Below are 25,386 nucleotides of genomic sequence, written 5' to 3'. Positions count from 1 at the left end.
CAAATTCCGCGAGACGCTTCGCGCCGGACCCTCACCCCAACCCCTCTCCCGACGGGAGAGGGGCTCGGCTGTCCCCTTCTCCCATCGGGACCATAGCCCCCTTTTCGGGGGAAGGTGCCCCGCAGGGGCGGATGAGGGTACGGGCGTAGCCTCGTGCACTCAATTCCGCGAGACGCTTCGCGCCGGACCCTCACCCCAACCCCTCTCCCGGCGGGAGAGGGGCTTAAGGCCTGGCGGCGGCTAAGGCGCCGCGCCGCAGAACTTCGCGTAGTCGATATAGCCGGGGAACGCGAGACCCGGCGCGCATACCGGGCACTGCGGGTCGGCGGACAGGCGGGTTTCGCGGAAGCGCATCGCCAGCGCGTCGAAGTACAGCAGGCGGCCGCGCAACGGCTCGCCGATCTCCAGCAGCAGCTTCAGCACTTCATTGGCCTGCAGCAGGCCGACGATGCCGGGCAGCACGCCGAGCACGCCGGCCTCGGCGCAACTGGGCGCGAACTCCGGCGGCGGCGGCTCCGGGAACAGGCAGCGGTAGCACGGCGCCTGTCCGCGCCGGCGACCGGCATCGAACACGCTGACCTGGCCCTCGAAACGCTGCACCGCGCCGTACACCAGCGGCTTGCCCAGCTTTACGCAGGCGTCGTTGAGCAGATAACGCGCGGGGAAATTGTCCGAACCGTCGAGCACCACATCCACGTCCTGCAACAGGCGTTCGACATTGGCCGAAGTCACCCGTTCGCGCACCGGCTCGACCTGCACCCCCGGATTCAGCGCGGCCAGCGCCGCGGCCGCCGACGCCACCTTGGGCTGCCCGACGCGCGCTTCGCTATGCAGGATCTGCCGCTGCAGGTTGCTGCGATCGACCACATCGTCGTCGGCGATGCGCAGCTGGCCGACCCCGGCCGCGGCGAGGTAGAAGCCCGCCGGCGATCCCAGCCCGCCGGCACCGACCAGCAGCACGCGTGCGGCCTGCAGCCGCCGCTGGCCGTCGATGCCGACTTCGGGCAGACGCAAGTGGCGCGAATAGCGCTCGAAGAACTCCTGCTGTTCCGGCGCCAGCGCCGGCCGCTGCAACGGCAATCCGTCGCGCTGCCAGCGCGTGGTGCCGCCCAGCACCGAGGCGACCGCGGAGTACCCTGCCTGCTGCAGGAACAGCGCCGCCTCGTGCGAGCGCTTGCCGCTCTGGCAGATCAGGATCGTCTCGGCATCGGCTGCGCCGACATGGGCGGCCGGATCGTCCTGCAGCTGCGCGCGGGCCACGCCGAGCGCGCCTTCGGCCATGCCGGCGGCGCGCTCGTGCTCTTCGCGCACGTCGATCAGCCGCGCGCCCTGGGCGATGCGCTCGCGCGCCTGCTGCGGGGTCAGTTCTCGAATGCTCATGCGTGCATTATCGGCGCAAACCCGCGGCACGTCCTTAGCCACGGAGCGCGCAGGCGCGCGGCTCAGTACGCGAACACTTCGACCACATCGCCGGCATCGAAGCGGCGCGCGCCCTCGTCCAGGCGCAGCAGCACGTCGCTGTCGGCGGCGCCGCGCAAACGGTGCGAACCATCGGCCGGGTTCGGTTCCACCCACAGCTGTCCGTCCGCGTCGCAGCGCATGCGCCCGCGCAGGAATTCCAGGCGGTCGTGGCGCTTGTCCCAGCCCGAGGCCAGCCGCGCGCGCCAGTGCGGGCGCGGCTCGGCGCGCCGCTGCAGCGCGTCCAGCAGCGGCCGCCCGATCGCCATGAACGTGGCCAGCACCGACACCGGATTGCCCGGCAGGCCCAGGAACAGGGCGCGATCCAGCTCGCCGAACAGCAGCGGCATGCCCGGGCGCATGCGCACCTTCCAGAAATGGATGCGGCCGCGCTCGGCCAGCAGCCGCGGCAGGTAATCCTTCTCGCCGGCGGAGACGCCGCCGCAGGTCAGCACCACGTCGAACGCGGAGGCCGCATCGCTGAGCATGCTGTCGATGCGCTGCGGATCGTCCGGCAGCGTCGGCCATGCGGTCGGCTCCAGGCCGAGCAGGCGCAACTGCGCCATCAGCATGTCGCGGTTGCTGTTGTAGATCTGCCCAGGCCTGAGCGGCATGCCGGGTTCGACCAGCTCGTCGCCAGTGGCGAACACCGCCACGGTCGGTCGCGCCGCCACCGCCAGCTGCGCCACGCCAAGCGCGGCGGCCAGGCCGATCCGCGACGGCGTCAACGCCACGCCCGCTTCAAGCACGCGCTCGCCGGCGCGCACGTCCTCGCCGCGCACACGCACGTGCGCGCCAGCGGCCGGCGCGGCCGGCACCTGCACCTGGCCGTCGCGCTCGATGACGTTTTCCTTGATCACCACCGTATCGGCACCCGCCGGCAGCGGCGCACCGGTGGTGATGCGCAGGCATTCGCCAACGCCGATCGCCTGCCGCAGGTCCTCGCCGGCGAACTGCTCGCCGGCCAGGCGCAGCATGGTCGGCGCATCCGGATGCAGATCCGCATGGCGCAGCGCGAAGCCGTCCATCGCGCTGTTGGCGAACGGCGGCAGGTCGATCGGTGCGTCCAGCGGCTCGAGCAGGATGCGGCCGTCGGCGCGCGGCAACGCCAGGCGTTCGGCCGGCAATGGACGCGACTGGGCGACGGCGGCGACGATGGCCAGCGCGTCGGAATAGGCGATACGGGAGGGATAGTCGTTCATGGCGCCGGCAGGATACCCGCTGCGCGCAGGTCCTGCGGCGTGTTGAGGTTGCCGAAGGTCTCCCCGGGCACGCGTGCGCGGACCATCGCCAACTGCTGCTGCAAGGCGCGCGGCGCGTAGCGACCGTCATCCAGCGCCGAAGCCAACGCAGGCCGCAGTGCGGCGACGCGGTACAGTGCCACCAGCGGCTGCACGCCGTCGCCGTCCTCGGCATAGGCGCCATCCCCATCGCCACTGGCGGCGATCAACCTGTCCAGCAAGGCCGGCGGAAGCCGGCACAGGTCCACCGGCAAGGTCAGCAGCCACGGCGTGGCGCAGGCCGCGGCCAGCGCATCCAGGCCGGCGATCGGCCCCAGCGAGCGCTCGGCGCCGGGCGGCGCGGCGATGCGGTCGGGCAGCGCGTGCAGTCCAGCGGCAGCGTAGCGCGGCAGGTCGCGGTTGGCGCTGACCAGCACGGCGGCGACCGAGGGCGCCAAGGCCTGCGCCAGGCGCTGCACCAACGCTTGTCCGTCGCGTTGCAGCCAGGCCTTGTCGCAACCGCCCAGGCGTTGCGCGCGGCCGCCGGCAAGGATGCCCAGCGTGACCTCGCGCCGCGCGTCCATCGGCTATTTGCCGCGGACGTGCTTCATCAAGCGCCGCTTCTTGGCGATCTGGCGCTCGGTCAGCACGTTCTTCTTGCCTTCGTACGGGTTGGCGCCTTCGCGGAACATGAAGCGCACCGGCGTGCCGACCAGCTTGAAGCGCTTGCGGAAGAAGTTTTCCAGATAACGCTTGTACGACTCCGGCAGCACCTTCAGGCGCGTGCCGTGGACGATGAAGGTCGGTGGATTGCTGCCGCCCGGATGCACGTAGCGCAGCTTGGAGACATGGCCGCGGATGCTCGGCGGCGGATTGGTCTCGTAGGCCACTTCCAGCGCCTGGTTGACTTCGCTGGTGCTGAATTCGCGGATCGCCGAGGCGTGCGCGTTGTGGATTGCACGGAACAGCTCGCGCAGGCCGGAGCCGTGCTTGGCCGAGATCCGCACCGCTTCGGCCCACGGCACGAAGCCGAGCTTGCGCGCCAGCAGCGCCTCGGCCTGTTCGCGTTGGTAATCGGTGAGTCCGTCCCACTTGTTGACCGCCACCACCAGGGCGCGGCCGGCGTCCAGGATCGCGCCGAGCACGCTGGCGTCCTGGTCGGTGACGCCTTCGGTGGCGTCGAGCAGCAGCACCGCGACCTCGCATTGCTCGATCGCCTGCAGCGTCTTGAACACGCTGAATTTCTCCACCGCCTCCTCGACCCGGCCGCGACGGCGCAGGCCGGCGGTGTCGATCAGCCGGTACAGGCGTTCGTCGCGTTGCAGATCGACCGCGATCGAATCGCGGGTGGTGCCCGGCACCTCGGACGCGATCATCCGCTCCTCGCCCAGCAGGCGGTTGACCAGCGTCGACTTGCCGACGTTGGGGCGACCGACGAAGGCGATGCGCATGCGCTTGGGATCGGTGTCCAGCGTCTCGCCGGCGCCCTCTTCCGGCAAGCGCGACAGCACTTCCTCGAGCAGGTCGTCGATGCCGTGGCGATGCGCCGCGGACACCGTGATGGCCTCGCCCAGGCCGTAGCGCGCGAACTCGGCGCGCACCTGGTCCTCGTCGGTGCCGTCGATCTTGTTGATCAGCAGCAGCGTGGGCCGCGCCAGCTTGCGCAGCCAGGCCAGGATCTCGTCATCGAGCGAGGACGACCCTTCGCGGCCATCGACCACGAACAGCACAAGGTCGGCCTCGCCGGCAGCGGAGCGCGCCTGGTCGGCGGTGGCGCCGGCCAGGCCTTCTTCCTCGCCGGAAATGCCGCCGGTGTCGACGATCACGAACGGGGTTTCCGGCTCCAGCCGGCACACCCCGTAGTGGCGATCGCGGGTGACGCCGGGCTGGTCATGGACCAGCGCGTCGCGGCTGCGCGTGAGCGCGTTGAACAGCGTGGACTTGCCGACATTCGGCCGTCCAACCAGGGCGACCAGCGGCAGCATCGCGAATTCCTTCCCTTATTGACCCAACCGGAACGCGGTCAGGTCGCCTTTCGTGTTCTGGACCAGCAGGATGCCATCGGCCACCACCGGCTGCGCTACCAGCGCCTTGCGTCCCACCCGCTCGCGTGCGGCGATCTCGCCGTTGTCGAGCTTCAACCAATGCAGATACCCCTTGTAGTCGCCGACCACGGCGTAGTCGCCCTGGATCGCCACGCCGGTCAGCGAACGCCGCGCCAGCGCCGGCTGCGACCAGGTCGCCGAACCGGAGGCCTTGTCCAAGGCCCACACCGAACCGGCGTTGTCGGCCACCACCACGCTGCTGGAGCTGACGCCCACGCCGCCGGCGCCGCCATGATCGCGGGTCCACAGCGGACGCCCGCTGGGGCCTTCCAGGGCCAGGGTCTGGTTCTTGAAGCTGGTCGCGTACAGGGTGGTGCCTTCGAGCACCGGCGCGCCGTCCACGTCGGCCATGCGCTCCAGTTCGGTGCGGCCTTCCGGCACGCCGATGGTCTGCTGCCACAGCTCGCGCCCGTCGGCCATCGCCAACGCCGACAGGGTGCCGTCGTCGTTGCCGATGAACAGCACGCCCGGTCCGGCCACCAACGGCGCATTGCCGCGCACGGTCAGGGTCGGCAGTTCCTGCGAGTGGAACCAGCGCTGCTGGCCGGTGCCGGCGTCGAACGCGGTGACACGACCGTCGTTGCTGCGCACGAACACCAGGTTCTGCGCCACCACCGGCGCGGCGATCACTTCGTTGGGCACCTTGGCGCGCCACTTCTCGGTGCCGTTGGCGGCGTCGAGCGCGACCACTTCGCCATTCAGGCCGCCGACGACGACCAGCCCGTCGCCCACGCCAGGACCGCCGGCGAAGCGCGGCAGCGGACGGTTCTTCTCCAGCCGCTTGCGCTCCTTGGCCTGCTGCTTCTCGTTGCGCAGGCGCTGCTTGTAGGCGGCGCGCTCGTCCTTGGTCAGGCCCTTGCTGGATTCGCCCTCGACCTGGCTCTCCGGTTGTTCCTGCACCTGCGACAGGCGCTCTTTGCGCGCCCTCTTGGCGTCGTATTCCCACAGCGTCTTGCCGGTCTGCAGGTCCAGCGCGTAGACCGAACCGGAGGCGGCGGCCAGGTACACCTTGCCGTCGGCCACGGCCGGATGCTGGCGCACGCCGATCCGCTTTTCGCCCTTGCCGGCGTCGGTGGACCACAGCTTGACGACCTTCACCGACGGCTTGAAATCGACCAGCTCGGCCGGCTCGGCGGCCTTCTTGGCAGCCGCATCCTTACCCGCGAACCAGCCCTTGACGGTGCTGCAACCGGACAGCGCCAGACCCAGCAGCGCGACGGTCGCGATGCGCTTGAACATGACTACCTTCATCAGATCGGCTCCGCAGGATTCGGCACGGTGCCGCCCGCATCCATCAATTTCGTTTCCAGCAGTCGCCGTTGCGGCGCCGCCACGTCTAGGGTGGTCAACGACTTGGCATAGGCCTCGCGTGCCGCGTCGCGCTTGCCCTGCGCGATCAGCGCATCGCCACGGATCTCCAGGCTCTGGTTGTCGTCGGCCGAGGCCAGCAGCTTCAGCGCTTCCTCGCTCTTCCCGGTCTGGATCAGCAACCGCGCCACGCGCTGGTCGATCAGCAGCTTCAGCTCGCCCTCGGCCTTGAGGCCGCGCAGGGTCGCCAGGGCCTGATCGTACTTGCCGTCATCGGCTTGCGCCTTGGCCAGGCGCAGCGCGGCCAGCTCGGCATAGATGTTGGCCGGACCCTGCTGCAGCGCCGCCATGTCCTTGCTGGCCTTTTCCAGTTGCTTGGCCTGGATGCTCTTGAGCACGGCGTCGTAGCGGGAATTGGCCAACGCCAGGTCGTTGGAATGCTGCTTGGTCCACCACTGCCAGCCAATGATCGCGCCGATGCCCAGGGCAATGCCGCCGATCAGGCCGGCGCCGTTTTTCCTGAGCCAAGTGCGGACGCGTTCGCTTTGTTCGTGCTCGTCGAGCAGGTCGTCGATCGCCATGCGTACTCTCGCCCCGCCGCAACGACGGGACATGGAATGTTGAGATTGAGGAACCGCGCCGCCGTCACTCGGACGCTGGCACCACGGAACCGTCAGAGGATACCGCAAAGCGGGCCACGTTCGCGCGCTTGTACGGTGTCAGATCCACGGTACTACCGGATTGCTGAACCTGGACCGCCGACGCATTGCCGAGCACGATGCGGCCCACCTGACCCGGCGCGTAGTCGCGCTTTTCGCCGGCTTTCAGCAACGCTTTTTCCAGCGGGGTGCCGTCCGGGGCGATGATCTGGACCCAGCTGTCGCCCTGGAACGACAGGCTCAGGCTAGGCTTTTCCGGCTCGCTGGAGGCGGTGCGCGGCAGCGGCGTCAGCGAAGCGATGTACGGCGCCGCGGGCGGCGCCGGGCGATTGCCCGACGCGGCGGCCGGTGCCGGGGTGCCGCCACCGCCGGCGGGCGCGGACTGCGCGGCATCGCCAGGAGACGCCGGCACCACGTCCAGCGACGCGGTGTTCGGGCCGTCGTCGGCGAAATGGGTGCGGGTCGCGTACCAGACCGGGACCGCTAGGCCGGCCGTGATCACCACGTACACCATGCGCCGGGTCGCGCTCTCGAGCATGCGCCGCAGCGGCGGTGTATGCGTATGGCTGATCAGCTCCACCGGTTGCACCGGCGCGATCTGCGCACTGGCCAGCAGCGGTTCCAGGTCCACTCCAAGCAGGCGCGCATAGCTGCGCAGCTGACCGCGCACGAACACCGGCGCGCCCAGGCGCTGCCACTCTTCCGCTTCCAGCGCAGCGATCACGTGCACCGGCATGCGCAAGCGACTGCCGACTTCGTCGATGCTCAGGCCCGCCGCTTCGCGCGCTTCGCGGAGTTGTTGCCCGCAACCTTTGGCGCCGTCGAAAGCGTTCGGATTGGAATCACTGCTCACAATGCACTAGCCCCGGGAGTCGTGGTCGCATCGGGAAACTCCTTGCGCAACCGCTGTTGGTAACGGCCGGCAGCAGCCATGTCGCCCAGCCCTTGTTCAATCTGAATAGCAAGTTGTAACACGGATACAGTGGCCGGCGCAGCCGCCAGACGCCGTTCCGAGAAGGCCCGCGCCTCGAAAAAGCGCGCATGCGCCGCTTCGTTGCGCGCCATCGCTTCCAGCGCGTAGGCATTGCCCGGCTCCAGCGCCAGCGCCTTGCGCAGATCGCGTTCGCCGCGCTCGCGCTGACCGACCTGCAATGCGCAACCGCCGGCATTGGCCAAGGCCGACGCCGGCGTGGCATAACCCGGCGCCGCCAGCGCGCGATCGAACCACTGCAACGATTCGCTACCAGCGCCGTTCGCGCACAGCCAGGCGCCGTAGTTGTTCAAGACATCGCCGCGGGTCGGTGCCAGCTCCGCGGCCTTGCGGTAATGCTCGCCGGCAGTGGCCGTATCGCCGCGGCGGCCAGCGGCCACCGCCAGCAGCGTGTGCGCCTGCACCGAATCCGGGGCCATCGCCAGCGCCTTGCGCGCATGTTCCTCGGCGCCGGCAAGATCGCCGCCGTTGAGCCGGTTGCCGGCCAGGCCGAGCTGCTCCTGCAACGCGTAGCGCGCCTTGACCTCGCCGCTGTCGCGGAAATCGTAATCCGGCGCCACCTGCTCGACGTTGCGCAGCTTGCCCACCTTGGTGCCGTGGCCGGCGCACGCCGCCAACACCAGCAGCATCGCGGCCAACGCAACGATGGCCAGAGGATGCTTAGGCGGCCGCATCCCGATCCGCCCGGGTCTGCAGCTGGCGCTGGAAATCGGCCTGGCGCCGGGTGCGATCCAGCACCTGCCCCTTGAGCTGGCCGCAGGCCGCGTCGATGTCGTCGCCGCGCGTGCGCCGCACCATGGTCAGCACCTGCGCATCGAGCAGGATCTTCTGGAAAGCGCGGATCTCCGTCTCGCCGGAACGCTCGTAGCGCGTGCCCGGGAACGGATTGAACGGGATCAGATTGACCTTGCCGGCGTTCGAGGCCTGCACCGCGTTGTCGAACTGGCGCATCAGCCGCGCCAGCTGCCGCGCATGTTCGGGCTGGTCGTTGATGCCCTTCATCAGCGTGTATTCGAAGGTCACCGATTCGCGCCGCTTGTTGGCACGCAGATAGCGCGCGCATGCGGCCATCAGCTCGGCGACCGGGTATTTCTTGTTCAGCGGCACCAGCGTCTCGCGCAGCGCATCGTCGGCCGCATGCAAGGAGACCGCGAGCGACACGTCGCTCTCGGTGGATAGGCGATCGATCATCGGCACCAGGCCGGAGGTCGACAGCGTGACCCGCTTGTTGGCCAGTCCGTAGCCCAGGTCGTCGCGCATCACGCTCATCGCGCGCACGACGTTGTCGAAATTCATCAGCGGCTCGCCCATGCCCATCATCACCACGTTGGTGAGACGGCGCTGCTGGTGCGGCACGTTGCCCAGATGCCGCGCCGCGACCCATACCTGGCCGACGATCTCGGCGGTGGACAGGTTGCGGTTGAAGCCCTGGGTGGCGGTCGAACAGAACGTGCAGTTCAACCCGCAGCCGACCTGCGAGGACACGCACAGCGTGCCGCGGCCCTTGTCGGGAATGTAGACGGCCTCGATCGCGTTCTTGCCGTCGCTGCCCATGGCCAGCAGCCACTTGTGGGTGCCGTCGGCGGAAGGCTTGTCGAACACGATGTTGGGGACGACGACCTCGGCATGCTGCTGCAGCTTGGCGCGCAGCGCCTTGCCGAGGTCGGTCATCTGGTCGAAGTCGGTGACGTAGCGATGGTGGATCCACTTCATCACCTGGTGGGCGCGGTAGCGTGCTTCGCCGAGCGTGTCGGCGAAGAAACGCTCCAGACCCTCGCGATCGAGGTCGAGCAGATTCTGTTTGGTCGCGCCGCCGGTCCGGACCGGATCGGCAAGCGCCAACGGAGTGTGGACGACCTCGTTCACGATGACCTCTTAGCGCGAAACCACTTCGGTGGCGGCGAAGAAATACGCCACTTCGTTGGCGGCGTTCTCGACCGAGTCGGAACCGTGCGCGGCGTTGGCGTCGATCGAGTCGGCGAAATCGGCGCGGATGGTGCCCGGCGCGGCGTCCTTCGGATTGGTGGCGCCGAGCAGGTCGCGGTGCGCCGCCACGGCGTTCTCGCCTTCCAGCGCCTGGATCATCACCGGGCCGGAGATCATGAACTCGACCAGCGCGTTGAAGAACGGACGCTCGCGGTGCACGGCGTAGAAGCCCTCGGCCTCGCGGCGCGACAGCTGCTTGTACTTGGCGGCCACGACCTTCAGGCCGGCCTTCTCGAAACGGGAATAGATCTCGCCGATGACGTTCTTGGCGACGGCATCGGGCTTGATGATGGACAGGGTGCGCTCCAGCGCCATGGGGATTTCTCCGTTGGGCGGGCCACTAGACGAGACGGCCCGAGGTTAGCATGAAAAAAACCCGCGTCAAAACGCGGGCTTAGCCAGAATTGCGATGGACAATTCTATCCAATCGCAGCGGGCTTTGCACGGCCGCCGGCTGAATCGTGCTGCATCGCAACATGACGCGCCCGGACGCCAGGCCTAGACTCAAACAATCGTTTGATTGATTCTGGCGGCCGCATGGCAAAGCAAGCGCACTTCTCGACCAAGGACCGCATCCTCAGCGCGGCCGAGGAACTGTTCGCCCAGCATGGCTTTTCCGGCACGTCGCTGCGCCAGGTCACCAGCCAGGCCGACGTCAACATCGCCGCGGTGAACTACCACTTCGGTTCCAAGGAAAACCTCGTCAACGAGGTATTTCGGCGGCGCATGGACGAGATGACCGCCGCGCGCCTGGCACAACTGGAAGCCGCGCAGCGCCAGCATCCGGGCCAGCTCGGACCGGTGCTGGCCGCATTCGTGGAGCCGGCGCTGGCGATGGCCCAGGACCGCCAGAGCGGCGGTGCCTTCGTGCGCGTGATCGCCCGCGCCTATGCGGAGAAGAACGACAGCCTGCGTCAGTTCCTGTCCGACCACTATGGCCACGTGCTGCGCGAGTTCGGCAAGGCCATCGCCGTCTGCGTGCCCGACCTGAGCAAGGAAGAACTCTACTGGCGCCTGGACTTCCTGGCCGGCGCCCTGACCTATGCCATGGCCGACTTCGGCCTGATCAAGCGCCCCGCCGGCGTCAGCGAAGGCGCGCATCGCGCCCACGCCGCGCGCGAACTCATCCGTTTCGCCGAGGCGGGCTTTCTGGCCCGCGCCGCGCCGTAATTCCGCAACACCCCTTTTTCCCACATCCCGCAATCGTTGACCCACAGAGGCTGATCGCTATGTCCAACCCCCTGCTAGTCCGCCGTGCCGCCGTCCTGGGCGCGGGCGTGATGGGCGCGCAGATCGCTGCGCACCTGACCAACGCCGGCGTCGACACCGTCCTGTTCGACCTTCCCGCCAAGGATGGCCATCCCGACGGCATCGTGCTCAAGGCCATCGCCAACCTGACCAAGCTCAGCCCCGCCCCGCTCGCCAGCGCCACGCTGGCCGAGGCGATCACCCCGGCCAACTACGGCACGCCCGATGACAGCAGCGGCCTGGAGCAGCTGCGCGGCTGCGACCTGATCATCGAAGCCATCGCCGAGCGCATGGACTGGAAACAGGACCTGTACAAGAAGATCGCCCCGTTCGTGGCCGATCACGCGGTCCTGGCCTCCAACACCTCCGGCCTGGGCATCAATGCGCTGTCCGACGTGCTGCCCGAGCAGCTGCGCCACCGCTTCTGCGGCGTGCATTTCTTCAACCCGCCGCGCTACATGCACCTGGCCGAGCTGATCCCGGCCAAGGGGACCGATGCGGCGGTGCTGGAAGGCCTGGAGGCGTTCCTGGTCACCACCCTGGGCAAGGGCGTGGTCTACGCCAAGGACACCCCGAACTTCATCGGCAACCGCATCGGCGTATTCTCGATTCTGTCCACCATCCACCACACCGCGCAGTCCGGCCTGGGCTTCGACGAAGTGGACGCGCTGACCGGCCCGCTGGTCGGACGGCCGAAGTCGGCGACCTACCGCACCTCCGACGTGGTCGGCCTGGACACCATGGCCCACGTCATCAAGACCATGGCCGACACCCTGCCCAACGATCCGTGGCACCAGTACTTCGCCTCGCCGAAGTGGCTGGACGCGCTGATCGCCAAGGGCGCGCTCGGGCAGAAGGTCGGCGCCGGCATCTTCCGCAAGGTCGGCAAGGACATCGTGGTGCTGGACCTGGAGAAGCAGGACTACCGCCCGGCCGACCGCAGCGCGGCGCCGGAAGTGGTCGAGATCCTGAAGATCAAGAATCCGGCGGAGAAGTTCGCCAAGCTGCGCGAAAGCCAGCATCCGCAGGCGCAGTTCCTGTGGGCGACGTTCCGCGACCTGTTCCACTACAGCGCCTACCATCTGGCCGACATCGCCGAAACCGCGCGCGACGTGGATCTGGCGATCCGCTGGGGCTACGGCTGGTCGCTGGGCCCGTTCGAGACTTGGCAGGCGGCCGGCTGGAAGCAGGTGGCGCAGTGGATCGCCAACGACATCGTGGCCGGCAAGGCCATGTCCAGCGCGCCGCTGCCGGACTGGGTGTTCGACGGCCGCGACGGCGTGCATGCCGCCGAGGGCAGCTACAGCCCGGCGCGCAACGCCAAGCTGCCGCGCTCGGCGCTGCCGGTGTACCAGCGCCAGCGCTTCCCGGATCCGCTGCTGGGCGAGAAGTTCGCACCGGGCGAGACCGTGTTCGAGAACGACGGCCTGCGCCTGTGGCACGACGGCGACGACATCGCCGTGGTCAGCTTCAAGACCAAGATGAACACCGTCTCCGACCAGGTGCTCGACGGTCTGCAGGAAGCGGTCGGCCGCGCCGAGAAGGACTTCAAGGGCCTGGTGATCTGGCAGCACAAGGAACCCTTCTCCGCCGGTGCCGACCTGGCCGGTGCGCTGGGCCTGCTGCAGGCCGGCAAGGTCGACGCGTTCGAGGCGATGGTGGCCAACTTCCAGGCCACCAGCCAGCGCATCAAGTACTCGCTGGTGCCGGTGGTCGCGGCAGTGCGCGGCCTGGCCCTGGGCGGCGGCTGCGAATTCCAGATGCACAGCGCCAAGACCGTTGCCGCGCTGGAGAGCTACATCGGGCTGGTCGAGGCCGGCGTCGGCCTGCTGCCGGCCGGTGGCGGCTTGAAGGAGATCGCGGTGCGCGCCTCGCAGGCGGCCGGTCCCGGCGGCGACGTGTTCGCCGAGCTGAAGAAGACCTTCGAGACCGTGGCGATGGCCAAGGTGTCCACCTCGGCGGTCAACGCCAAGGAACTGGGCCTGCTGCGCGGCACCGACAAGGTGGTGTTCAACAGCTACGAGGCGCTGTACATCGCCAAGGCCGAAGCGCGCGCGCTGGCCGAGAGCGGCTACCGTCCGCCGTTGCCGGCACGCCGCATCCAGGTCGCCGGCGACGTCGGCATCGCCACCTTCAAGATGCTGCTGGTCAACATGCTGGAAGGCCGTTTCATCAGCGAGTACGACTACGAGATCGCCACCCGCATCGCCACTGTGCTGTGCGGCGGCGAAGTCGATCGCGGCGCGCTGGTGGACGAGGAATGGCTGCTCAAGCTCGAGCGCAAGCACTTCGTCGAGCTGGCCCAGCAGGAAAAGACCCAGGCGCGGATTGGGCACATGCTCAAGACGGGCAAGCCGTTGAGGAACTGAGATTCGGGATTCGGGATTGGGGATTCGCAACAGCGGATCCCCACTGCCAACGATTCTCGCCTCCCACAAATTCATCCGCCGGGCAGGAAACATTTGGGCACCGGGATCCGCTCTGACGAATCCCGAATCCCGAATCTCCAATCCCGGCTATCGGAGATAGCCAAATGAGCAAACAGATCCAGGAAGCCTACATCGTCGCAGCCACCCGTACCCCGGTCGGCAAGGCGCCCAAGGGCGTGTTCCGCAATACCCGTCCGGACGACATGCTGGCGCACGTGCTGCGCGCGGTGGTTGCGCAGGCGCCGGGCATCGACACCTCGCGCATCGACGATGCGATCATCGGCTGCGCGATGCCCGAGGGCGAGCAAGGAATGAACGTGGCGCGCATCGGCGTGCTGCTGGCCGGACTGCCGAATTCGGTCGCCGGCCAGACCATCAACCGCTTCTGCTCCTCCGGCATCCAGGCCGTGGCGCTGGCCGCGGACCAGATCCGCCTGGGCAACGCCGACCTGATGCTGGCCGGCGGCACCGAGTCGATGTCGATGGTGCCGATGATGGGCAACAAGGTCGCGCTGTCGCCGAGCGTGTTCGCCGACGACCACGTCGCCATCGCCTACGGCATGGGCATCACCGCCGAGAAGGTGGCCGAAGAGTGGAAGGTGTCGCGCGAGGACCAGGACGCGTTCGCGCTCGCCTCGCACCAGAAGGCGATCGCCGCGATCGCCGCCGGCGAGTTCCGCGACGAGATCACCCCCTACGAAATCCTGTCGCATCAGCCCGACCTGGCCGGCAACGTCATCGCGCTGCGCAAGCGCCTGGTCGATACCGACGAAGGCCCGCGCCCGGACAGCTCGATCGAAGGCCTGGCCAAACTGCGCCCGGTGTTCCGCAACGGCCAGTTCGGCGGCAGCGTCACCGCCGGCAATTCCTCGCAGATGAGCGACGGCGCCGGCGCGGTGCTGCTGGCCTCCGAGCAGGCGATCAAGGACTACGGCTTGACTCCCCTCGCCCGCTTCGTCAGCTTCTCGGTCGCCGGCGTGCGCCCGGAAGTGATGGGCATCGGCCCGATCGCGGCGATCCCGAAGGCGCTCAAGCAGGCCGGGCTGAGCAAGGACCAGATCGACTGGATCGAGCTCAACGAAGCCTTCGCCGCGCAGTCGCTGGCGGTGATTCGCGACAGCGGCCTGGATCCGTCCAAGGTCAATCCGCTCGGCGGCGCGATCGCGCTCGGCCATCCGCTCGGCGCCACCGGCGCGATCCGCACCGCCACCCTGGTGCACGGCCTGCGCCGCCGCCAGCAGAAGTACGGCATGGTCACCATGTGCATCGGCACCGGCATGGGCGCGGCCGGGATCATCGAGGCGCTGTAACCGCACCCATGGGGCGGCGCGAACGCATACCAGCGCCGCGCCGCCAGCCTGCGTGTGACGCATCGGGACTAGCGGCGCCCCCACTCACGCGGGATCGTAGCCAGGGCACATGCAATACGTCGGAACGAAAAAGGCAGCCTCCCGGCTGCCTTTTTCGTTTTCAAGCAGGATGCGCCGCCACGGCGCCAGGCTCACTCTTCGGCAAGCATCTGCGTAAGCTTCGCGCGCGCCGGCTTGGCCAGCTTCTTGTTCTCCAGCGCGAAACGGATGGTCGCCTCGACCAGGCCCAGGTGGGTGCCGCAATCGAAGCGGGTGCCTTCGAAGCGATAGGCGTCGACCTGCTCGCTGTTCAACAGCGCGGCGATCGCATCGGTCAGCTGGATCTCGCCGCCGGCACCGGTCCCGGTGCTTTCCAGCAGCTCGAAGATCTTCGGGCTGAGCACGTAACGGCCCACCACCGCCAGATCGCTGGGAGCGTCTTCCGGCTTGGGCTTTTCGACGATCTGGGCGATGCGGCCCTTACGGCCGTCGAAGGCGTCCGTGGCGACGATGCCGTAACTGGCGGTGTTCTCGTGCGGCACGTCCTCCACCGCGATCACGCTGGCGCCGCTGGCCTCGTTGAGATCGGCCATCTGCTTGAGCGCACCGTCGCCGCGGTTCCAGATCAGGTCGTCGGGCAGCAGCACCGCGAACGGCTCGTCGCCGATCACCGACTTGGCGCACAGCACCGCGTGGCCCAGGCCCAGCGCTTCGGCCTGGGTCACGAAGACAGCGCGCACGCCGGGGGGCAGCACGTTGCGGATCATTTCCAGCAGTTCGAGCTTGCCGGCGCGCTCGAGCTTCTGCTCCAGCTCATAGGCCTTGTCGAAGTAATCCGCAACGGCGTGCTTGTAGCGGTTGGTGACGAAGATTAGGGTGTCGCAACCGGCCTCGATCGCCTCGTCCACGGCATACTGGATCAACGGCCGATCGATGATCGGCAGCATTTCCTTGGGCACCGTCTTGGTGGCGGGAAGGAAGCGGGTACCCAGACCTGCAACCGGAAAAACTGCTTTGCGGATTCTCTTGCTCATCAGAGCCTTCTGGCCTCGCGTGCGGGGAATGGGACGATTGTAGCGGAGCTATCTTGACCAGCCTGTTGTCGCAGCGGCGCGAATTCGGGCATGGTGGTGCGCAGCACTTTCTCGATGCCATCGCTGTCGTAGTCGGCCACCGCCGCGCGCAGCTGCTGCAGGCCCTGCAACACGCTCTCGCGCGAGAAACTGCGCGCACCGGCCTCCAGGATCTTCGGATGCGAGGTGGGACGGTAGTTCTCGTCGGAATAGAACAAGGTCTCGTGCAGCTTCTCGCCCGGGCGCAGCCCGGTGTAGACGATGGCGATGTCGCGCCCAGGCTGCTTGCCGGCCAAGCGGATCATCTGCTCGGCGAGCAGGCGGATCGGCACCGGCTCGCCCATGTCCAGCGTGTAGATCGCGCCGTGCGAGGCCGACGCCGCGGCCTGCACGATCAGCTGGCAGGCTTCGGGAATGGTCATGAAATAGCGGGTCACCTGCGGATCGGTCACGGTGACCGGGCCGCCCTGGCGAATTTGCTCGCGGAACAACGGCACCACGCTGCCGGCCGAGTCCAGCACATTGCCGAAGCGCACGGTGACGAAACGCGTGCCCACCGCCTGGTCGTCCAGCGACTGGCACACCATCTCCGCATAGCGCTTGGAGGCGCCCAGCACGTTGACCGGATTCACCGCCTTGTCGGTGGAGATGAACACGAAGGTCGAGACCTTGGCGGCGACGCAGGCGCGGGCCACGTTCTCGGTGGCCAGCACATTGTTGCGGACCGCCTCGCGGAACTGCCGCTCCAGCAGCGGCACCTGCTTGTAGGCGGCGGCATGGAACACCGCGTCCGGCTCGGCGATGCGCATCGCATGGCGGGTCACCGCCGGATCGCCGCAGTCGCCGAGCACGCACTCGATCTCCAGGTCCGGGAAGGTGCGATGCAGATCGGCGTGGATGGTGATCAACGCCAGTTCGTCGATCTCCAGCAGCACCACCTTGCGTGCGCCATGACGCGCGCACTGCCGGCACAACTCCGAACCGATCGATCCGCCTGCGCCGGTCACCATCACCGTACGTCCGGACAGCCAACCCTTGATCAGCTTCCAGTCCGGCGTCACCGGCTTGCGCCCGAGCAGGTCCTCGATCGCGACTTCCTTCAGTTCGCCCGGCAGAAAGTGGCCTTCGAGCACGTCGAGCAGGCGCGGCACGGTGCGGAACGGCAGCCCGGTGCTTTCGCAGACCGCCACCACCCGCTGCATGCCGGCTGCATCCAGCGAGGGGATCGCGATGACCAGCAGCTTGGCCGCGGTTTCCTTGGCGATCGCGCCGGCTTCGTCGATCCGGCCCAGGATCGGCAGGCCCTGCAGCTTGGCGCCATGCAGATGGCCGGCATCGTCGACATAGCCGACCGGGTTGTAAGCGCCCGAACGGCGCAGGTCGCGGACCAGCGCCTCAGCTGCACGGCCGGCGCCGACGATCAGCACGCGCCGCGCGGTCTCGTCCGAATGCGCGATCTGGTAATCCTTCCATGCGCGGTACAGCAGCCGCGGCGCGCCGAGCAATGCCGACAACGCGAACGGGTAGACCATCAGCACAGACAGCGGAATGGAATCGAAGCGGCTATACGCCAGCCCCAGCACGATCGCGACCAGCCCGTAAAAGCTTGCCTTGAAGATATTCAACAAGTCCGGAACGCTGGCGAAGCGCCATAGTCCGCGATACAGCCCCACCTTCCAGAACACCAGCCCCTGCGCCAGCAGCACGATGGCGGTATTGAGGTTCCAGAACGGCAACGGATGCTCGCCGGGCAGAATGGTATAGCGCGCCGCATGCAGCAGTTGCCAGCAGATCCAGACGATCGCCAGATCGTGCACGACCACGGAGACCTTGGGGAATAGCTCGGTAAAGCGGTCGCGAATCGAAAGCATCAGTTATCCATGAGAGTTCAGCGCAATCCCTTACGCAAAGTCAGCCAAAGTGCGCTCGCCGCCAGGTACCAGACAAACGCCAACCCAACCTGCCCCGCGGTGCTTAACGTTCCACCGAACCAGGCGATTGTAATCGCGACAATGCTGAACAGGGCATAGGCGAAGGTCACAACCGTGTGGCTCCTGCCTGTATGTACCCACCGTTGGTAAAAATGTTGCGCATGCGGTTGCCACCACCGTTCGCCGGCGAGCATGCGCGACAGCAGCGTGAAGCCTGCGTCGATGGCGAATGCGGATATCGGTATCAACAGCAACCATGCCGTGAGCTCGGTCGCAACATTGCAGAGCGCAAACAGCGCCGCGACCAGATATCCCAATGCGCCACTGCCGACGTCGCCGAGGAAGATGCGTGCCCGCGGATAGTTGAACGGCAGGAAGCCGGCACAGGCCACGATCAGCACCCAGCACGGCCAGCGCAGCGGCACGGGCAACAAGAGAGCGAAACCCAGTGCGACCAGCATCGCCTGGCTGGTCGCCAAGCCATTGATGCCGTCCATGAAGTTCCAGATGTTGATCAGCGAGATCGTCGCCAGCCAGGTCAGCGCGGCGAGCCAGGCATTTTGGTGCAATCGGTAGACAAGGCCAGCCAGCAACGTGGCCGCCAGCGCATGCACCAGCAGCCGCAGCGCGGCCGACAGCGGACGGTGATCGTCCCACCAGCCGATGCCGGCAACCAATACCAGTCCGCCGGCGAACGCCGCGATGGTCACGCCCTGTTGCGGCCAAAGCAGCGTCGCATACGCGCACCCCGCCAGCACCGTGGCCACGATCGCCACACCGCCCCCGCGCGGCGTCGCCACCGTGTGGCTGCGCCGCTCGCCGGGCGCGTCCATCAGCTTGCGCTTGAGGGCATAGCGGCGCGACAACCAGGTCCCGACCGCGCTGAACGTCGCCAGCGTGGCGAGCAGCGCCCACCCTGCTCCCTGCATCACACCACCGCGTAGTTGAGCAAGGGCTTGACCGTGCCCCACTCCTTGCAGCTCGGGCATTGCCAGTGATGGGTACGCGCGCCGAAGCCGCAGCGCGTGCAGCGATAGCTGGGGTTGCGCACCAGCAACTGATCGGTGATGTGCTTCAGATCCTGCAGGGTGGCGGTGGAATCGGCGCCCTCGGCCAGGGTCAGGTCGATCAGCGCCGACTCGCCGCGGACCGAGGGCCGATCCTTCAGCTGGCGCCCGAGGTAGGCGCGTGCCGCAGACACGCCTTCCTGCGACTCCATTAGCCGGGTCAGCGCCAGCACCGGGGCGATGCCGCGATAGTGCTCGGTCATCTCCGACAGGAACGCGCGCGCGCCGCTGAGATCGTTGCCGCGGCGGCGATAGCAGTCCATCAGCGCCGGCATGATCTCCGGCAGATAGTCAGGATCGTGGCGCGCGGCGCGTTCGAAGGCGCGGATCGCCGCCTCGTCGTTGCCGCCGTCCACGTCGATGCGTCCTTCCAGGATGCCGGCGCGCACCGAGGTGGCGTCGGCCTGGTAGGCGCGCGCGATCGCTTCACGCGCCAATTCCGGCTTGCCGGATGCGCGATAGCGGTCGGCCAGTTCGCATTCGAACTGCCCGATCAGCTTGCCCATCGGCTCGCCGGTCACTTCTTCGTAGCGGGTGGCATTGTCGATCGCCTTTTCCCAGTCGCGCTCGGCCTGGTAGATGCCGATCAGGTGCTTGAGCGCCTGCGGCGCGCGCTGGTCGATCTGCGCCAGCTCGGTGAACACGGTCTCGGCCCGGTCCAGCAGGCCGGACTTCATGTAGTCCTCGCCCAATGCCAGCAAGGCCTGCACGCGCTGCGGATCGCTGAGATCGGAGCGTTGCACCAGCCCTTGGTGCAGGCGGATCGCACGGTCGACTTCACCGCGGCGGCGGAACAGGTGCCCGAGCGCGACCTGGGTCTCGAAGGTTTCCTTGTCCAGCTCGGCGATGTGCAGGAACAGTTCGATCGCCTTGTCCGGCTCTTCGTTGAGCAGGTAGTTCAGGCCGCGGAAATACGTGCTGGAAAGCCGGCTGACCTGCGTGTCGCCGTGGCGCTGGCCACCGCGGCGGCCGATCACCCATCCGCTCAGCGCCGCCAGCGGCAGGAACAGGAAGAACCAGAACCACTCGGTCAGGAAGTCCATCGAAGATCAGCGTCCGTCCACAGGCGGGGTATAGGTCGGTACCGGTGCGACGACCGGCGCGGCAGCGGCGATCGCGGCCTTGTTGGCGCGGCGCAGCTTGGCGTACAGCGGGATCACCAACGTGGCCAACACCAGCGATGCGCCGATCACCACGCCGGCGAACAGCGAGACGATGATGGCGATGCCGGAGGTGGTGTTGATGCCGGCGACACCGAAATTGATGACGATCTGCTGCGAATTCAGCGATCCGATGACCAGACCGGCCAGCAGGAACACCAGCAATATCAGCAGACGGGCAATTTTCATGAAGCTCTCCAGCGTCGGGAGACACTAGATTAGCCGAACAGGCGCAGGTTCCGGCAAAGTCCGGGACGCGACGGCGCAGGCTCGGGGCGTATCAGGGCGTATCGGACTCGACCGGAACGACGCCGCTGACGCGTTCGCGCAATTCCTTGCCGGGCTTGAAGTGCGGCACGTGCTTGCCGGGAAGCGCGACCGATTCGCCGGTCTTGGGATTGCGTCCCAGGCGCGGCGGCCGGTAATGCAGGGAAAAACTGCCGAAACCGCGGATCTCGATGCGGTCTCCGCCGGACAGCGCGCTGCCCATCATTTCCAACAGCGATTTCACCGCCAGGTCGACGTCGTCCGCCTTCAGATGCGCCTGCTTGCGCGCCAGGATTTCGATCAGTTCGGACTTGGTCATTCGGATTCGTGCGGTGGGGTCGCAACCCGGCACGGCCCGGATCGACCGGGCCGTGCCAGAAACGCTGCGTGTGGCGGATTACTCGGACTTGTTGCCGTTCAACTGCGCACGCAGCAGCGCGCCCAGCTGGGTGGTGCCGCCCGACGCGGACTGGTATTCCTCCAGCACTTCGCGCATTTCGGCATCGTCCTTGGCCTTGATCGACAGCTGCAGGGTGCGGCCCTTGCGGTCCATGCCCACGAACTTGGCTTCGATCTTGTCGCCGACCTTCAGGTGCTGGGTCGCATCGTCGACGCGCTCGTTGGCGATGTCGCGCGCGGCGACGTAGCCCTCGATGCCGTCGGCCAGGTCGATGGTGGCGCCCTTGGCGTCCACTTCACGCACCACGCCCTCGACCTTCGAACCCTTCGGATTGGCCGCCATGTACTGGCCGAACGGATCCTGCTCCAGCTGCTTGACGCCCAGGCTGATGCGCTCGCGCTCCGGATCCACCGCCAGCACCACGGCTTCCAGCGTGTCGCCCTTCTTGAAGTTGCGCACGATGTCTTCGCCGGTAGTGTTCCAGCTGATGTCCGACAGGTGCACCAGGCCGTCGATGCCGCCGTCCAGGCCGATGAAGATGCCGAAATCGGTGATCGACTTGATCTGGCCCGACACCTTGTCGTTCTTCTTGTGGGTGGCCGCGAAGGTTTCCCACGGATTGGCGGCGACCTGCTTCATGCCCAGCGAGATGCGGCGACGCTCCTCGTCCACGTCCAGGACCATGACCTCGACCTCGTCGCCGACCTGCACGACCTTGGACGGGTTGACGTTCTTGTTGGTCCAGTCCATTTCCGACACGTGCACCAGGCCTTCCACGCCCGGCTCGATCTCGACGAACGCGCCGTAATCGGTGACGTTGGAGACCTTGCCGTAGACGCGGCTGTTGGCCGGGTAACGACGCGCGATGTTGTCCCACGGATCCTCGCCCAGCTGCTTCAGACCCAGCGACACGCGGTTGCGCTCGCGGTCGAACTTCAGCACGCGCACGTCCAGCTCGTCGCCGACGTTCACGACTTCGGACGGATGGCGCACGCGCTTCCAGGCCATGTCGGTGATGTGCAGCAGGCCGTCGATGCCGCCCAGGTCCACGAACGCGCCGTAATCGGTCAGGTTCTTGACCACGCCCTTCAGGATCGCGCCTTCCTGCAGCTTGTCCATCAGCTGCTCGCGCTCTTCCGAGTGCTCGCTCTCGACCACCGCACGACGCGAGACCACCACGTTGTTGCGCTTGCGGTCCAGCTTGATGAGCTTGAACTCCAGCTCCTTGCCTTCCAGGTAGGCCGGGTCGCGCACGGGGCGCACATCGACCAGCGAACCCGGCAGGAACGCGCGGACATCCTTGATGTCCACGGTGAAACCACCCTTGACCTTGCCGCTGATGCGGCCGGTGATGGTCTCGTTCTTCTCCAACGCTTCTTCCAGCTCGTCCCACACCATCGCGCGCTTGGCCTTCTCGCGCGACAACACGGTTTCGCCGAAGCCGTTCTCGAGCGAGTCGAGGGCAACCTTGACCAGGTCGCCTTCGGCGACGTCGATCTCGCCAGCGTCGTTACGGAACTGTTCGATCGGCACGATGCCTTCGGACTTCAGGCCGGCGTTGATCACCACCACGTCGCCGCGGACTTCCACGACGGTACCGGTGACGATGGAGCCCGGCTTCAGCTTGGCCAGATTGGTTTGGCTGGCTTCGAACAGTTCGGCAAAAGATTCGGTCATTTGAAATTACTCTAGTGGACACACGGACAGCGCGTTTCTTCTGGAAACAGCAACCGCCCACCTGGTTAGTCGGCCCAAACCGCGGCCGGGTGTGAAATGGGAAAAACCGCAGCGCGACATTGCGCGGCGGAGCGTGGAACAACGGTATTGCGGCACTACGGGTGAAGCGTATTGCGGGTACATCGCCTGGATGCCGCCGAAGCGGCCCCATGCTGCTGCCCTGCTCCCGGCGCGACCCTCAGGCGGGCAGCAATTCCAGGACGCGGCCGACCACCTGGTCGATGTCCATGCCGGTGGTGTCGAGGAGGACGGCATCGTCTGCCGGCTTCAGGGGCGCCACCGAACGTTGGGCATCGCGTGCGTCGCGGGCCATGATCTCGCGCAGCAGGTCGTCGAATATAACGGAAACTCCTTTTTCCTTCAACTGGTTATGCCGGCGCATGGCGCGCTCCTCGGCACTGGCGGTCAGGAACACCTTGTACGGGGCGTCCGGGAAAATCACCGTGCCCATGTCGCGACCGTCGGCGACCAGCCCCGGCGGGCGCCGGAACGCCCGCTGGCGCTGCTTCAGCGCTGCGCGCACCTCCGGAATGGCGGCGATCGCCGAGGCCACCGCACCGGTGGTCTCCAGCCGCAGCTCGTCGGTGGCGTCGACCTCGTTGATCCTGACCCGCAGGCCGCCGCCGGCCACTTCCTCGAAGGCGACACGGGTATCGAAGGTGCAGCGGACCAGCGCCGCGGCATCGGAAATGTCCAGGTTGGCCCAGCTGGCGGCCACGCCGACCGCCCGGTACAGTGCCCCCGAATCCAGGTAGTGCCAGCCCAGCTTGGCGGCGACGATGCGGCTGACGGTGCCTTTGCCGGCCCCAGAAGGGCCATCGATGGTCAGGACGGGAGCGGGGTCGTTCATGCGGTTCCTCGGACGGGGGGCGGCGCATTGTAGCCCCGGCGCCGGCCGGACTGGCGCAAGCAGTTGAAACCATGAAGAAAACCAGGCTATACTCGCCGGCTTACTGATCCAGCGACGTGGTTTCGCCACGCCGTTCCCTTCTCCAATCAACAAGTTTACGCCGAGGTGTGCCATGAAAGTCCTGTCCTCCCTGAAGTCGGCGAAGACCCGTCACCGCGACTGCAAGGTGGTCCGCCGCCGCGGCAAGGTTTTCGTGATCTGCAAGTCGAACCCGCGTTTCAAGGCTCGCCAGCGCTGATCCGACGACGGCCCGCCCTGCGGCACCGCGCGCACGGTTGCGGGCCATCGACGAAAGCCGCCTTCGGGCGGTTTTTTGTTGCCGAAATTTGCTGTAATCGCCGTTCGTCCTCTGGGGAGCACACCGTGATGAAGCACCGTCTGTCCGCACTGCCGCTGCTGGTCGTCCTGGGCCTGGCCGGGAGCGCCCACGCCGAAACCCTGCTGGTCGAGCGGGTCAAGCAGGAACCCGTGGCGGCGATGCCTGCGCGCGGCCTGAGCATGGGCGAGGTCGAGGCGCGCTACGGCGCCCCGCAGCAGAAGCTGGAACCGCGCGGCGGGCAGAAGCGGCAGTGGCCGACGATCAACCGCTGGGTGTATCCGGCCTTCACCGTGTACTTCGAGAAGCACAAGGTCGTCGACGTGGTCGCCAACAAGGCCGATGCCAACGAGGTTGGGCCCAAGCCTGCGATTCGTTAGTGCGAGTCGGTATGCGAGTCCCTCGCAAGAGCCCGCACATCCATGTGCGGGGATCAAAAATGAAAAGCCTGAGCTTTGGCTTGGGCAGCATGTGAGTAATGGTTGCAATGACTGATCGCCTTCGCCTGCCCGCGGAATGGGAGCCCCAGTCCGCCATCCTGATCGCCTGGCCGCATGCCGGCACCGACTGGGCCGAGCGCCTGGCCGAGGTCGAGGAAACCTATATCGCGCTGGTCGCGGCGATCGTGCGCTACCAGCGCGTGCTGATCTGCGTCGCCGATGCCGACCTGCAGATCTACGCCGAGGCGCGGCTGCGCTCGGCGCGGGTGGACATGCAGCGCGTGCAGTTCGTCGAGGCCGAGTACGACGACACCTGGCTGCGCGATTCCGGCCCGATCACCCTGGCCCGCGCCGGCGGCGGTTTCCGTCTGCTGGACTTCCGCTTCACCGGCTGGGGCGGCAAGTTCCAGGCCAGCCGCGACGACCAGTTGGTGAGCGCACTGGCGGCGCAGCAGCTGTTCAAGGACAGCGAGGTGCGCAGCATCGATTTCGCGTTGGAAGGCGGCGCGATCGACAGCGACGGTGCCGGCACCTTGCTGACCACCTGGCAGTGCCTGCACGAACGCCATCCGCAGCGCTCGCGCGAATCGCTGAGCCACGATCTGGCCGACTGGCTGGCGCAGCAGCGGGTGCTGTGGCTGGACCACGGCTACCTGGAAGGCGACGACACCGACGCGCATATCGACACCCTCGCCCGCTTCGCCAGCGAGGACGCGATCGTCTACCAGGCCTGCGACGACGCCGGCGATTCGCACTACGCCGAGCTGCAGGCGATGGGTGCCGAGCTGGCTGCGCTGCGCACCGCCGACGGTCGCCCGTACCGCCTGTTCCCGCTGCCGTGGGCGCAGCCGGTGATCGACCACGGCCGGCGCCTGGCCGCGTCCTACGCCAACTTCCTGATCGTCAACGGCGCGGTGCTGATGCCGGCCTATGGCGATGCGGCCGATGCGCAGGCGCAGGCGGTGATGGCACAGGCGTTCCCGCAGCATGAGATCGTGCCGATTCCGTGCCGTGCGCTGATCTGGCAGAACGGCAGCCTGCACTGCATCACCATGCAGTTGCCCGAGGGCGCGCTCGCCGCCTGATCCGCGTCCGAGCGAAGGCGTACACAACGGCTGCAGGCTTTCGCGGCCTCGCACGCCCCCGCAGCAATCGCCATACGCGCCGTCGGAGGACATCGCTTCCCAGGCGGCGATAGCGGCAGACCACCGGCATCCGGCCCCTAACGGAACTCAGGCACCCGCCTGCATCGGCGCCGCATCGCGCTGGCGCTCGACGCCGAGCTACAAACCCTGTCCGCGCCACGCCGGGCGGCATTCATCTGCCGGGAAC

Annotated in this window: 24 protein-coding genes; 6 read left to right on the top strand and 18 right to left on the bottom strand. The window is 67.4% G+C overall.

What is annotated here, in order from left to right; genetic code table 11:
- Window positions 1–240: 240 nt before the first annotated feature.
- The 10 genes from moeB to ndk all read right to left on the bottom strand — a co-directional run bounded on the left by moeB (window position 241) and on the right by ndk (window position 10,042).
- Complete coding sequence (moeB, locus tag AB3X08_RS10625; protein ID WP_369938141.1) at window positions 241–1,380, bottom strand: molybdopterin-synthase adenylyltransferase MoeB; 1,140 nt, start codon at window positions 1,378–1,380, stop codon at window positions 241–243.
- Between the two features lie 62 nt (window positions 1,381–1,442).
- Window positions 1,443–2,660, bottom strand: a complete 1,218-nt coding sequence (gene glp, locus AB3X08_RS10620; protein ID WP_369938139.1) for a gephyrin-like molybdotransferase Glp — start codon at window positions 2,658–2,660, stop codon at window positions 1,443–1,445.
- Window positions 2,657–3,262, bottom strand: coding sequence for a molybdenum cofactor guanylyltransferase (mobA, locus tag AB3X08_RS10615; protein ID WP_369938137.1), 606 nt, complete (start codon window positions 3,260–3,262; stop codon window positions 2,657–2,659). Before mobA ends, glp begins: the two co-directional genes overlap by 4 nt.
- Window positions 3,263–3,265: 3 nt before the next feature.
- Complete coding sequence (der, locus tag AB3X08_RS10610) at window positions 3,266–4,663, bottom strand: ribosome biogenesis GTPase Der (RefSeq protein WP_369938136.1); 1,398 nt, start codon at window positions 4,661–4,663, stop codon at window positions 3,266–3,268.
- A 15-nt stretch (window positions 4,664–4,678) separates the two neighbouring features.
- On the bottom strand, window positions 4,679–6,034 hold the full coding sequence (gene bamB, locus AB3X08_RS10605; protein ID WP_369938135.1) for an outer membrane protein assembly factor BamB: 1,356 nt from the start codon (window positions 6,032–6,034) through the stop codon (window positions 4,679–4,681).
- Window positions 6,034–6,672: a YfgM family protein gene (locus tag AB3X08_RS10600; protein WP_369938133.1), complete on the bottom strand. Its 639-nt coding sequence runs from the start codon at window positions 6,670–6,672 to the stop codon at window positions 6,034–6,036. Before AB3X08_RS10600 ends, bamB begins: the two co-directional genes overlap by 1 nt.
- A gap of 64 nt (window positions 6,673–6,736) precedes the next feature.
- A complete protein-coding gene (locus AB3X08_RS10595; RefSeq protein WP_369938132.1) occupies window positions 6,737–7,603 on the bottom strand; it encodes a helix-turn-helix domain-containing protein in 867 nt (288 codons plus the stop codon).
- On the bottom strand, window positions 7,600–8,370 hold the full coding sequence (locus AB3X08_RS10590; protein WP_369938130.1) for a type IV pilus biogenesis/stability protein PilW: 771 nt from the start codon (window positions 8,368–8,370) through the stop codon (window positions 7,600–7,602). Before AB3X08_RS10590 ends, AB3X08_RS10595 begins: the two co-directional genes overlap by 4 nt.
- 31 nt (window positions 8,371–8,401) lie before the next feature.
- Window positions 8,402–9,607: a 23S rRNA (adenine(2503)-C(2))-methyltransferase RlmN gene (gene rlmN / locus AB3X08_RS10585; protein ID WP_369938128.1), complete on the bottom strand. Its 1,206-nt coding sequence runs from the start codon at window positions 9,605–9,607 to the stop codon at window positions 8,402–8,404.
- 9 nt (window positions 9,608–9,616) lie between these two features.
- Complete coding sequence (gene ndk / locus AB3X08_RS10580) at window positions 9,617–10,042, bottom strand: nucleoside-diphosphate kinase (RefSeq protein ID WP_002812972.1); 426 nt, start codon at window positions 10,040–10,042, stop codon at window positions 9,617–9,619.
- 222 nt (window positions 10,043–10,264) lie between these two features.
- Between ndk and AB3X08_RS10575 the strand changes: the two genes are divergently transcribed.
- From AB3X08_RS10575 to AB3X08_RS10565, 3 genes are all read left to right on the top strand, one after another.
- Complete coding sequence (locus tag AB3X08_RS10575) at window positions 10,265–10,897, top strand: TetR/AcrR family transcriptional regulator (RefSeq protein WP_369938126.1); 633 nt, start codon at window positions 10,265–10,267, stop codon at window positions 10,895–10,897.
- A gap of 59 nt (window positions 10,898–10,956) precedes the next feature.
- Window positions 10,957–13,344, top strand: a complete 2,388-nt coding sequence (locus AB3X08_RS10570; RefSeq protein ID WP_369938125.1) for a 3-hydroxyacyl-CoA dehydrogenase/enoyl-CoA hydratase family protein — start codon at window positions 10,957–10,959, stop codon at window positions 13,342–13,344.
- Window positions 13,345–13,508: 164 nt separating this feature from the next.
- The gene (locus AB3X08_RS10565) at window positions 13,509–14,714 is read left to right on the top strand and encodes an acetyl-CoA C-acyltransferase (protein ID WP_369938123.1); all 1,206 of its coding nucleotides are present in this window, start codon (window positions 13,509–13,511) and stop codon (window positions 14,712–14,714) included.
- A gap of 191 nt (window positions 14,715–14,905) precedes the next feature.
- Here AB3X08_RS10565 and galU read toward each other — a convergent pair whose 3' ends face one another.
- From galU to cmk, 8 genes are all read right to left on the bottom strand, one after another.
- Window positions 14,906–15,787 carry a UTP--glucose-1-phosphate uridylyltransferase GalU gene (galU, locus tag AB3X08_RS10560; protein ID WP_369938122.1) on the bottom strand — a complete coding sequence of 294 codons (882 nt, stop codon included), beginning with the start codon at window positions 15,785–15,787 and terminating at the stop codon, window positions 14,906–14,908.
- On the bottom strand, window positions 15,787–17,697 hold the full coding sequence (locus tag AB3X08_RS10555; RefSeq protein ID WP_369938120.1) for a polysaccharide biosynthesis protein: 1,911 nt from the start codon (window positions 17,695–17,697) through the stop codon (window positions 15,787–15,789). Before AB3X08_RS10555 ends, galU begins: the two co-directional genes overlap by 1 nt.
- 17 nt (window positions 17,698–17,714) lie before the next feature.
- Window positions 17,715–18,686 carry an MraY family glycosyltransferase gene (locus tag AB3X08_RS10550; protein ID WP_369938513.1) on the bottom strand — a complete coding sequence of 324 codons (972 nt, stop codon included), beginning with the start codon at window positions 18,684–18,686 and terminating at the stop codon, window positions 17,715–17,717.
- A complete protein-coding gene (gene lapB, locus AB3X08_RS10545; protein WP_369938118.1) occupies window positions 18,686–19,867 on the bottom strand; it encodes a lipopolysaccharide assembly protein LapB in 1,182 nt (393 codons plus the stop codon). The genes AB3X08_RS10550 and lapB overlap by 1 nt, the downstream gene beginning before the upstream one ends.
- Before the next feature lie 6 nt (window positions 19,868–19,873).
- Window positions 19,874–20,173: a LapA family protein gene (locus AB3X08_RS10540; RefSeq protein WP_369938116.1), complete on the bottom strand. Its 300-nt coding sequence runs from the start codon at window positions 20,171–20,173 to the stop codon at window positions 19,874–19,876.
- A gap of 91 nt (window positions 20,174–20,264) precedes the next feature.
- Window positions 20,265–20,570 (bottom strand): integration host factor subunit beta, encoded by a 306-nt coding sequence (locus AB3X08_RS10535; protein WP_179564946.1) that lies wholly within the window; start codon window positions 20,568–20,570, stop codon window positions 20,265–20,267.
- Window positions 20,571–20,648: 78 nt separating this feature from the next.
- On the bottom strand, window positions 20,649–22,328 hold the full coding sequence (gene rpsA, locus AB3X08_RS10530) for a 30S ribosomal protein S1 (protein ID WP_179564947.1): 1,680 nt from the start codon (window positions 22,326–22,328) through the stop codon (window positions 20,649–20,651).
- Between the two features lie 238 nt (window positions 22,329–22,566).
- The gene (gene cmk / locus AB3X08_RS10525) at window positions 22,567–23,238 is read right to left on the bottom strand and encodes a (d)CMP kinase (RefSeq protein WP_369938113.1); all 672 of its coding nucleotides are present in this window, start codon (window positions 23,236–23,238) and stop codon (window positions 22,567–22,569) included.
- A gap of 172 nt (window positions 23,239–23,410) precedes the next feature.
- Between cmk and ykgO the strand changes: the two genes are divergently transcribed.
- The 3 genes from ykgO (at window position 23,411) to AB3X08_RS10510 (ending at window position 25,139) form a co-directional block, all read left to right on the top strand.
- Window positions 23,411–23,536, top strand: coding sequence for a type B 50S ribosomal protein L36 (gene ykgO / locus AB3X08_RS10520; RefSeq protein ID WP_005913193.1), 126 nt, complete (start codon window positions 23,411–23,413; stop codon window positions 23,534–23,536).
- A 128-nt stretch (window positions 23,537–23,664) separates the two neighbouring features.
- Window positions 23,665–23,994, top strand: coding sequence for a hypothetical protein (locus tag AB3X08_RS10515; protein ID WP_184410063.1), 330 nt, complete (start codon window positions 23,665–23,667; stop codon window positions 23,992–23,994).
- A 107-nt stretch (window positions 23,995–24,101) separates the two neighbouring features.
- Window positions 24,102–25,139 carry an agmatine deiminase family protein gene (locus tag AB3X08_RS10510; RefSeq protein ID WP_369938110.1) on the top strand — a complete coding sequence of 346 codons (1,038 nt, stop codon included), beginning with the start codon at window positions 24,102–24,104 and terminating at the stop codon, window positions 25,137–25,139.
- Window positions 25,140–25,386: the final 247 nt, after the last annotated feature.

The organism is Xanthomonas sp. DAR 34887, assembly GCF_041245805.1.
In the GTDB taxonomy this organism is placed as follows: domain Bacteria; phylum Pseudomonadota; class Gammaproteobacteria; order Xanthomonadales; family Xanthomonadaceae; genus Xanthomonas_A; species Xanthomonas_A tesorieronis.
This window is presented reverse-complemented; position numbering and strand designations above follow the sequence as displayed.

Coding starts and splice junctions, on each gene's coding strand:
- moeB (WP_369938141.1), bottom strand. CDS start 1,380: ATGAGCATTCGAGAACTGACCCCGCAGCAGGCGCGCGAGCGCATCGCC.
- glp (WP_369938139.1), bottom strand. CDS start 2,660: ATGAACGACTATCCCTCCCGTATCGCCTATTCCGACGCGCTGGCCATC.
- mobA (WP_369938137.1), bottom strand. CDS start 3,262: ATGGACGCGCGGCGCGAGGTCACGCTGGGCATCCTTGCCGGCGGCCGC.
- der (WP_369938136.1), bottom strand. CDS start 4,663: ATGCTGCCGCTGGTCGCCCTGGTTGGACGGCCGAATGTCGGCAAGTCC.
- bamB (WP_369938135.1), bottom strand. CDS start 6,034: ATGAAGGTAGTCATGTTCAAGCGCATCGCGACCGTCGCGCTGCTGGGT.
- AB3X08_RS10600 (WP_369938133.1), bottom strand. CDS start 6,672: ATGGCGATCGACGACCTGCTCGACGAGCACGAACAAAGCGAACGCGTC.
- AB3X08_RS10590 (WP_369938130.1), bottom strand. CDS start 8,370: ATGCTGCTGGTGTTGGCGGCGTGCGCCGGCCACGGCACCAAGGTGGGC.
- ndk (WP_002812972.1), bottom strand. CDS start 10,042: ATGGCGCTGGAGCGCACCCTGTCCATCATCAAGCCCGATGCCGTCGCC.
- AB3X08_RS10575 (WP_369938126.1), top strand. CDS start 10,265: ATGGCAAAGCAAGCGCACTTCTCGACCAAGGACCGCATCCTCAGCGCG.
- AB3X08_RS10570 (WP_369938125.1), top strand. CDS start 10,957: ATGTCCAACCCCCTGCTAGTCCGCCGTGCCGCCGTCCTGGGCGCGGGC.
- AB3X08_RS10565 (WP_369938123.1), top strand. CDS start 13,509: ATGAGCAAACAGATCCAGGAAGCCTACATCGTCGCAGCCACCCGTACC.
- galU (WP_369938122.1), bottom strand. CDS start 15,787: ATGAGCAAGAGAATCCGCAAAGCAGTTTTTCCGGTTGCAGGTCTGGGT.
- AB3X08_RS10555 (WP_369938120.1), bottom strand. CDS start 17,697: ATGCTTTCGATTCGCGACCGCTTTACCGAGCTATTCCCCAAGGTCTCC.
- AB3X08_RS10550 (WP_369938513.1), bottom strand. CDS start 18,686: ATGCAGGGAGCAGGGTGGGCGCTGCTCGCCACGCTGGCGACGTTCAGC.
- lapB (WP_369938118.1), bottom strand. CDS start 19,867: ATGGACTTCCTGACCGAGTGGTTCTGGTTCTTCCTGTTCCTGCCGCTG.
- AB3X08_RS10540 (WP_369938116.1), bottom strand. CDS start 20,173: ATGAAAATTGCCCGTCTGCTGATATTGCTGGTGTTCCTGCTGGCCGGT.
- AB3X08_RS10535 (WP_179564946.1), bottom strand. CDS start 20,570: ATGACCAAGTCCGAACTGATCGAAATCCTGGCGCGCAAGCAGGCGCAT.
- rpsA (WP_179564947.1), bottom strand. CDS start 22,328: ATGACCGAATCTTTTGCCGAACTGTTCGAAGCCAGCCAAACCAATCTG.
- cmk (WP_369938113.1), bottom strand. CDS start 23,238: ATGAACGACCCCGCTCCCGTCCTGACCATCGATGGCCCTTCTGGGGCC.
- ykgO (WP_005913193.1), top strand. CDS start 23,411: ATGAAAGTCCTGTCCTCCCTGAAGTCGGCGAAGACCCGTCACCGCGAC.
- AB3X08_RS10515 (WP_184410063.1), top strand. CDS start 23,665: ATGAAGCACCGTCTGTCCGCACTGCCGCTGCTGGTCGTCCTGGGCCTG.
- AB3X08_RS10510 (WP_369938110.1), top strand. CDS start 24,102: ATGACTGATCGCCTTCGCCTGCCCGCGGAATGGGAGCCCCAGTCCGCC.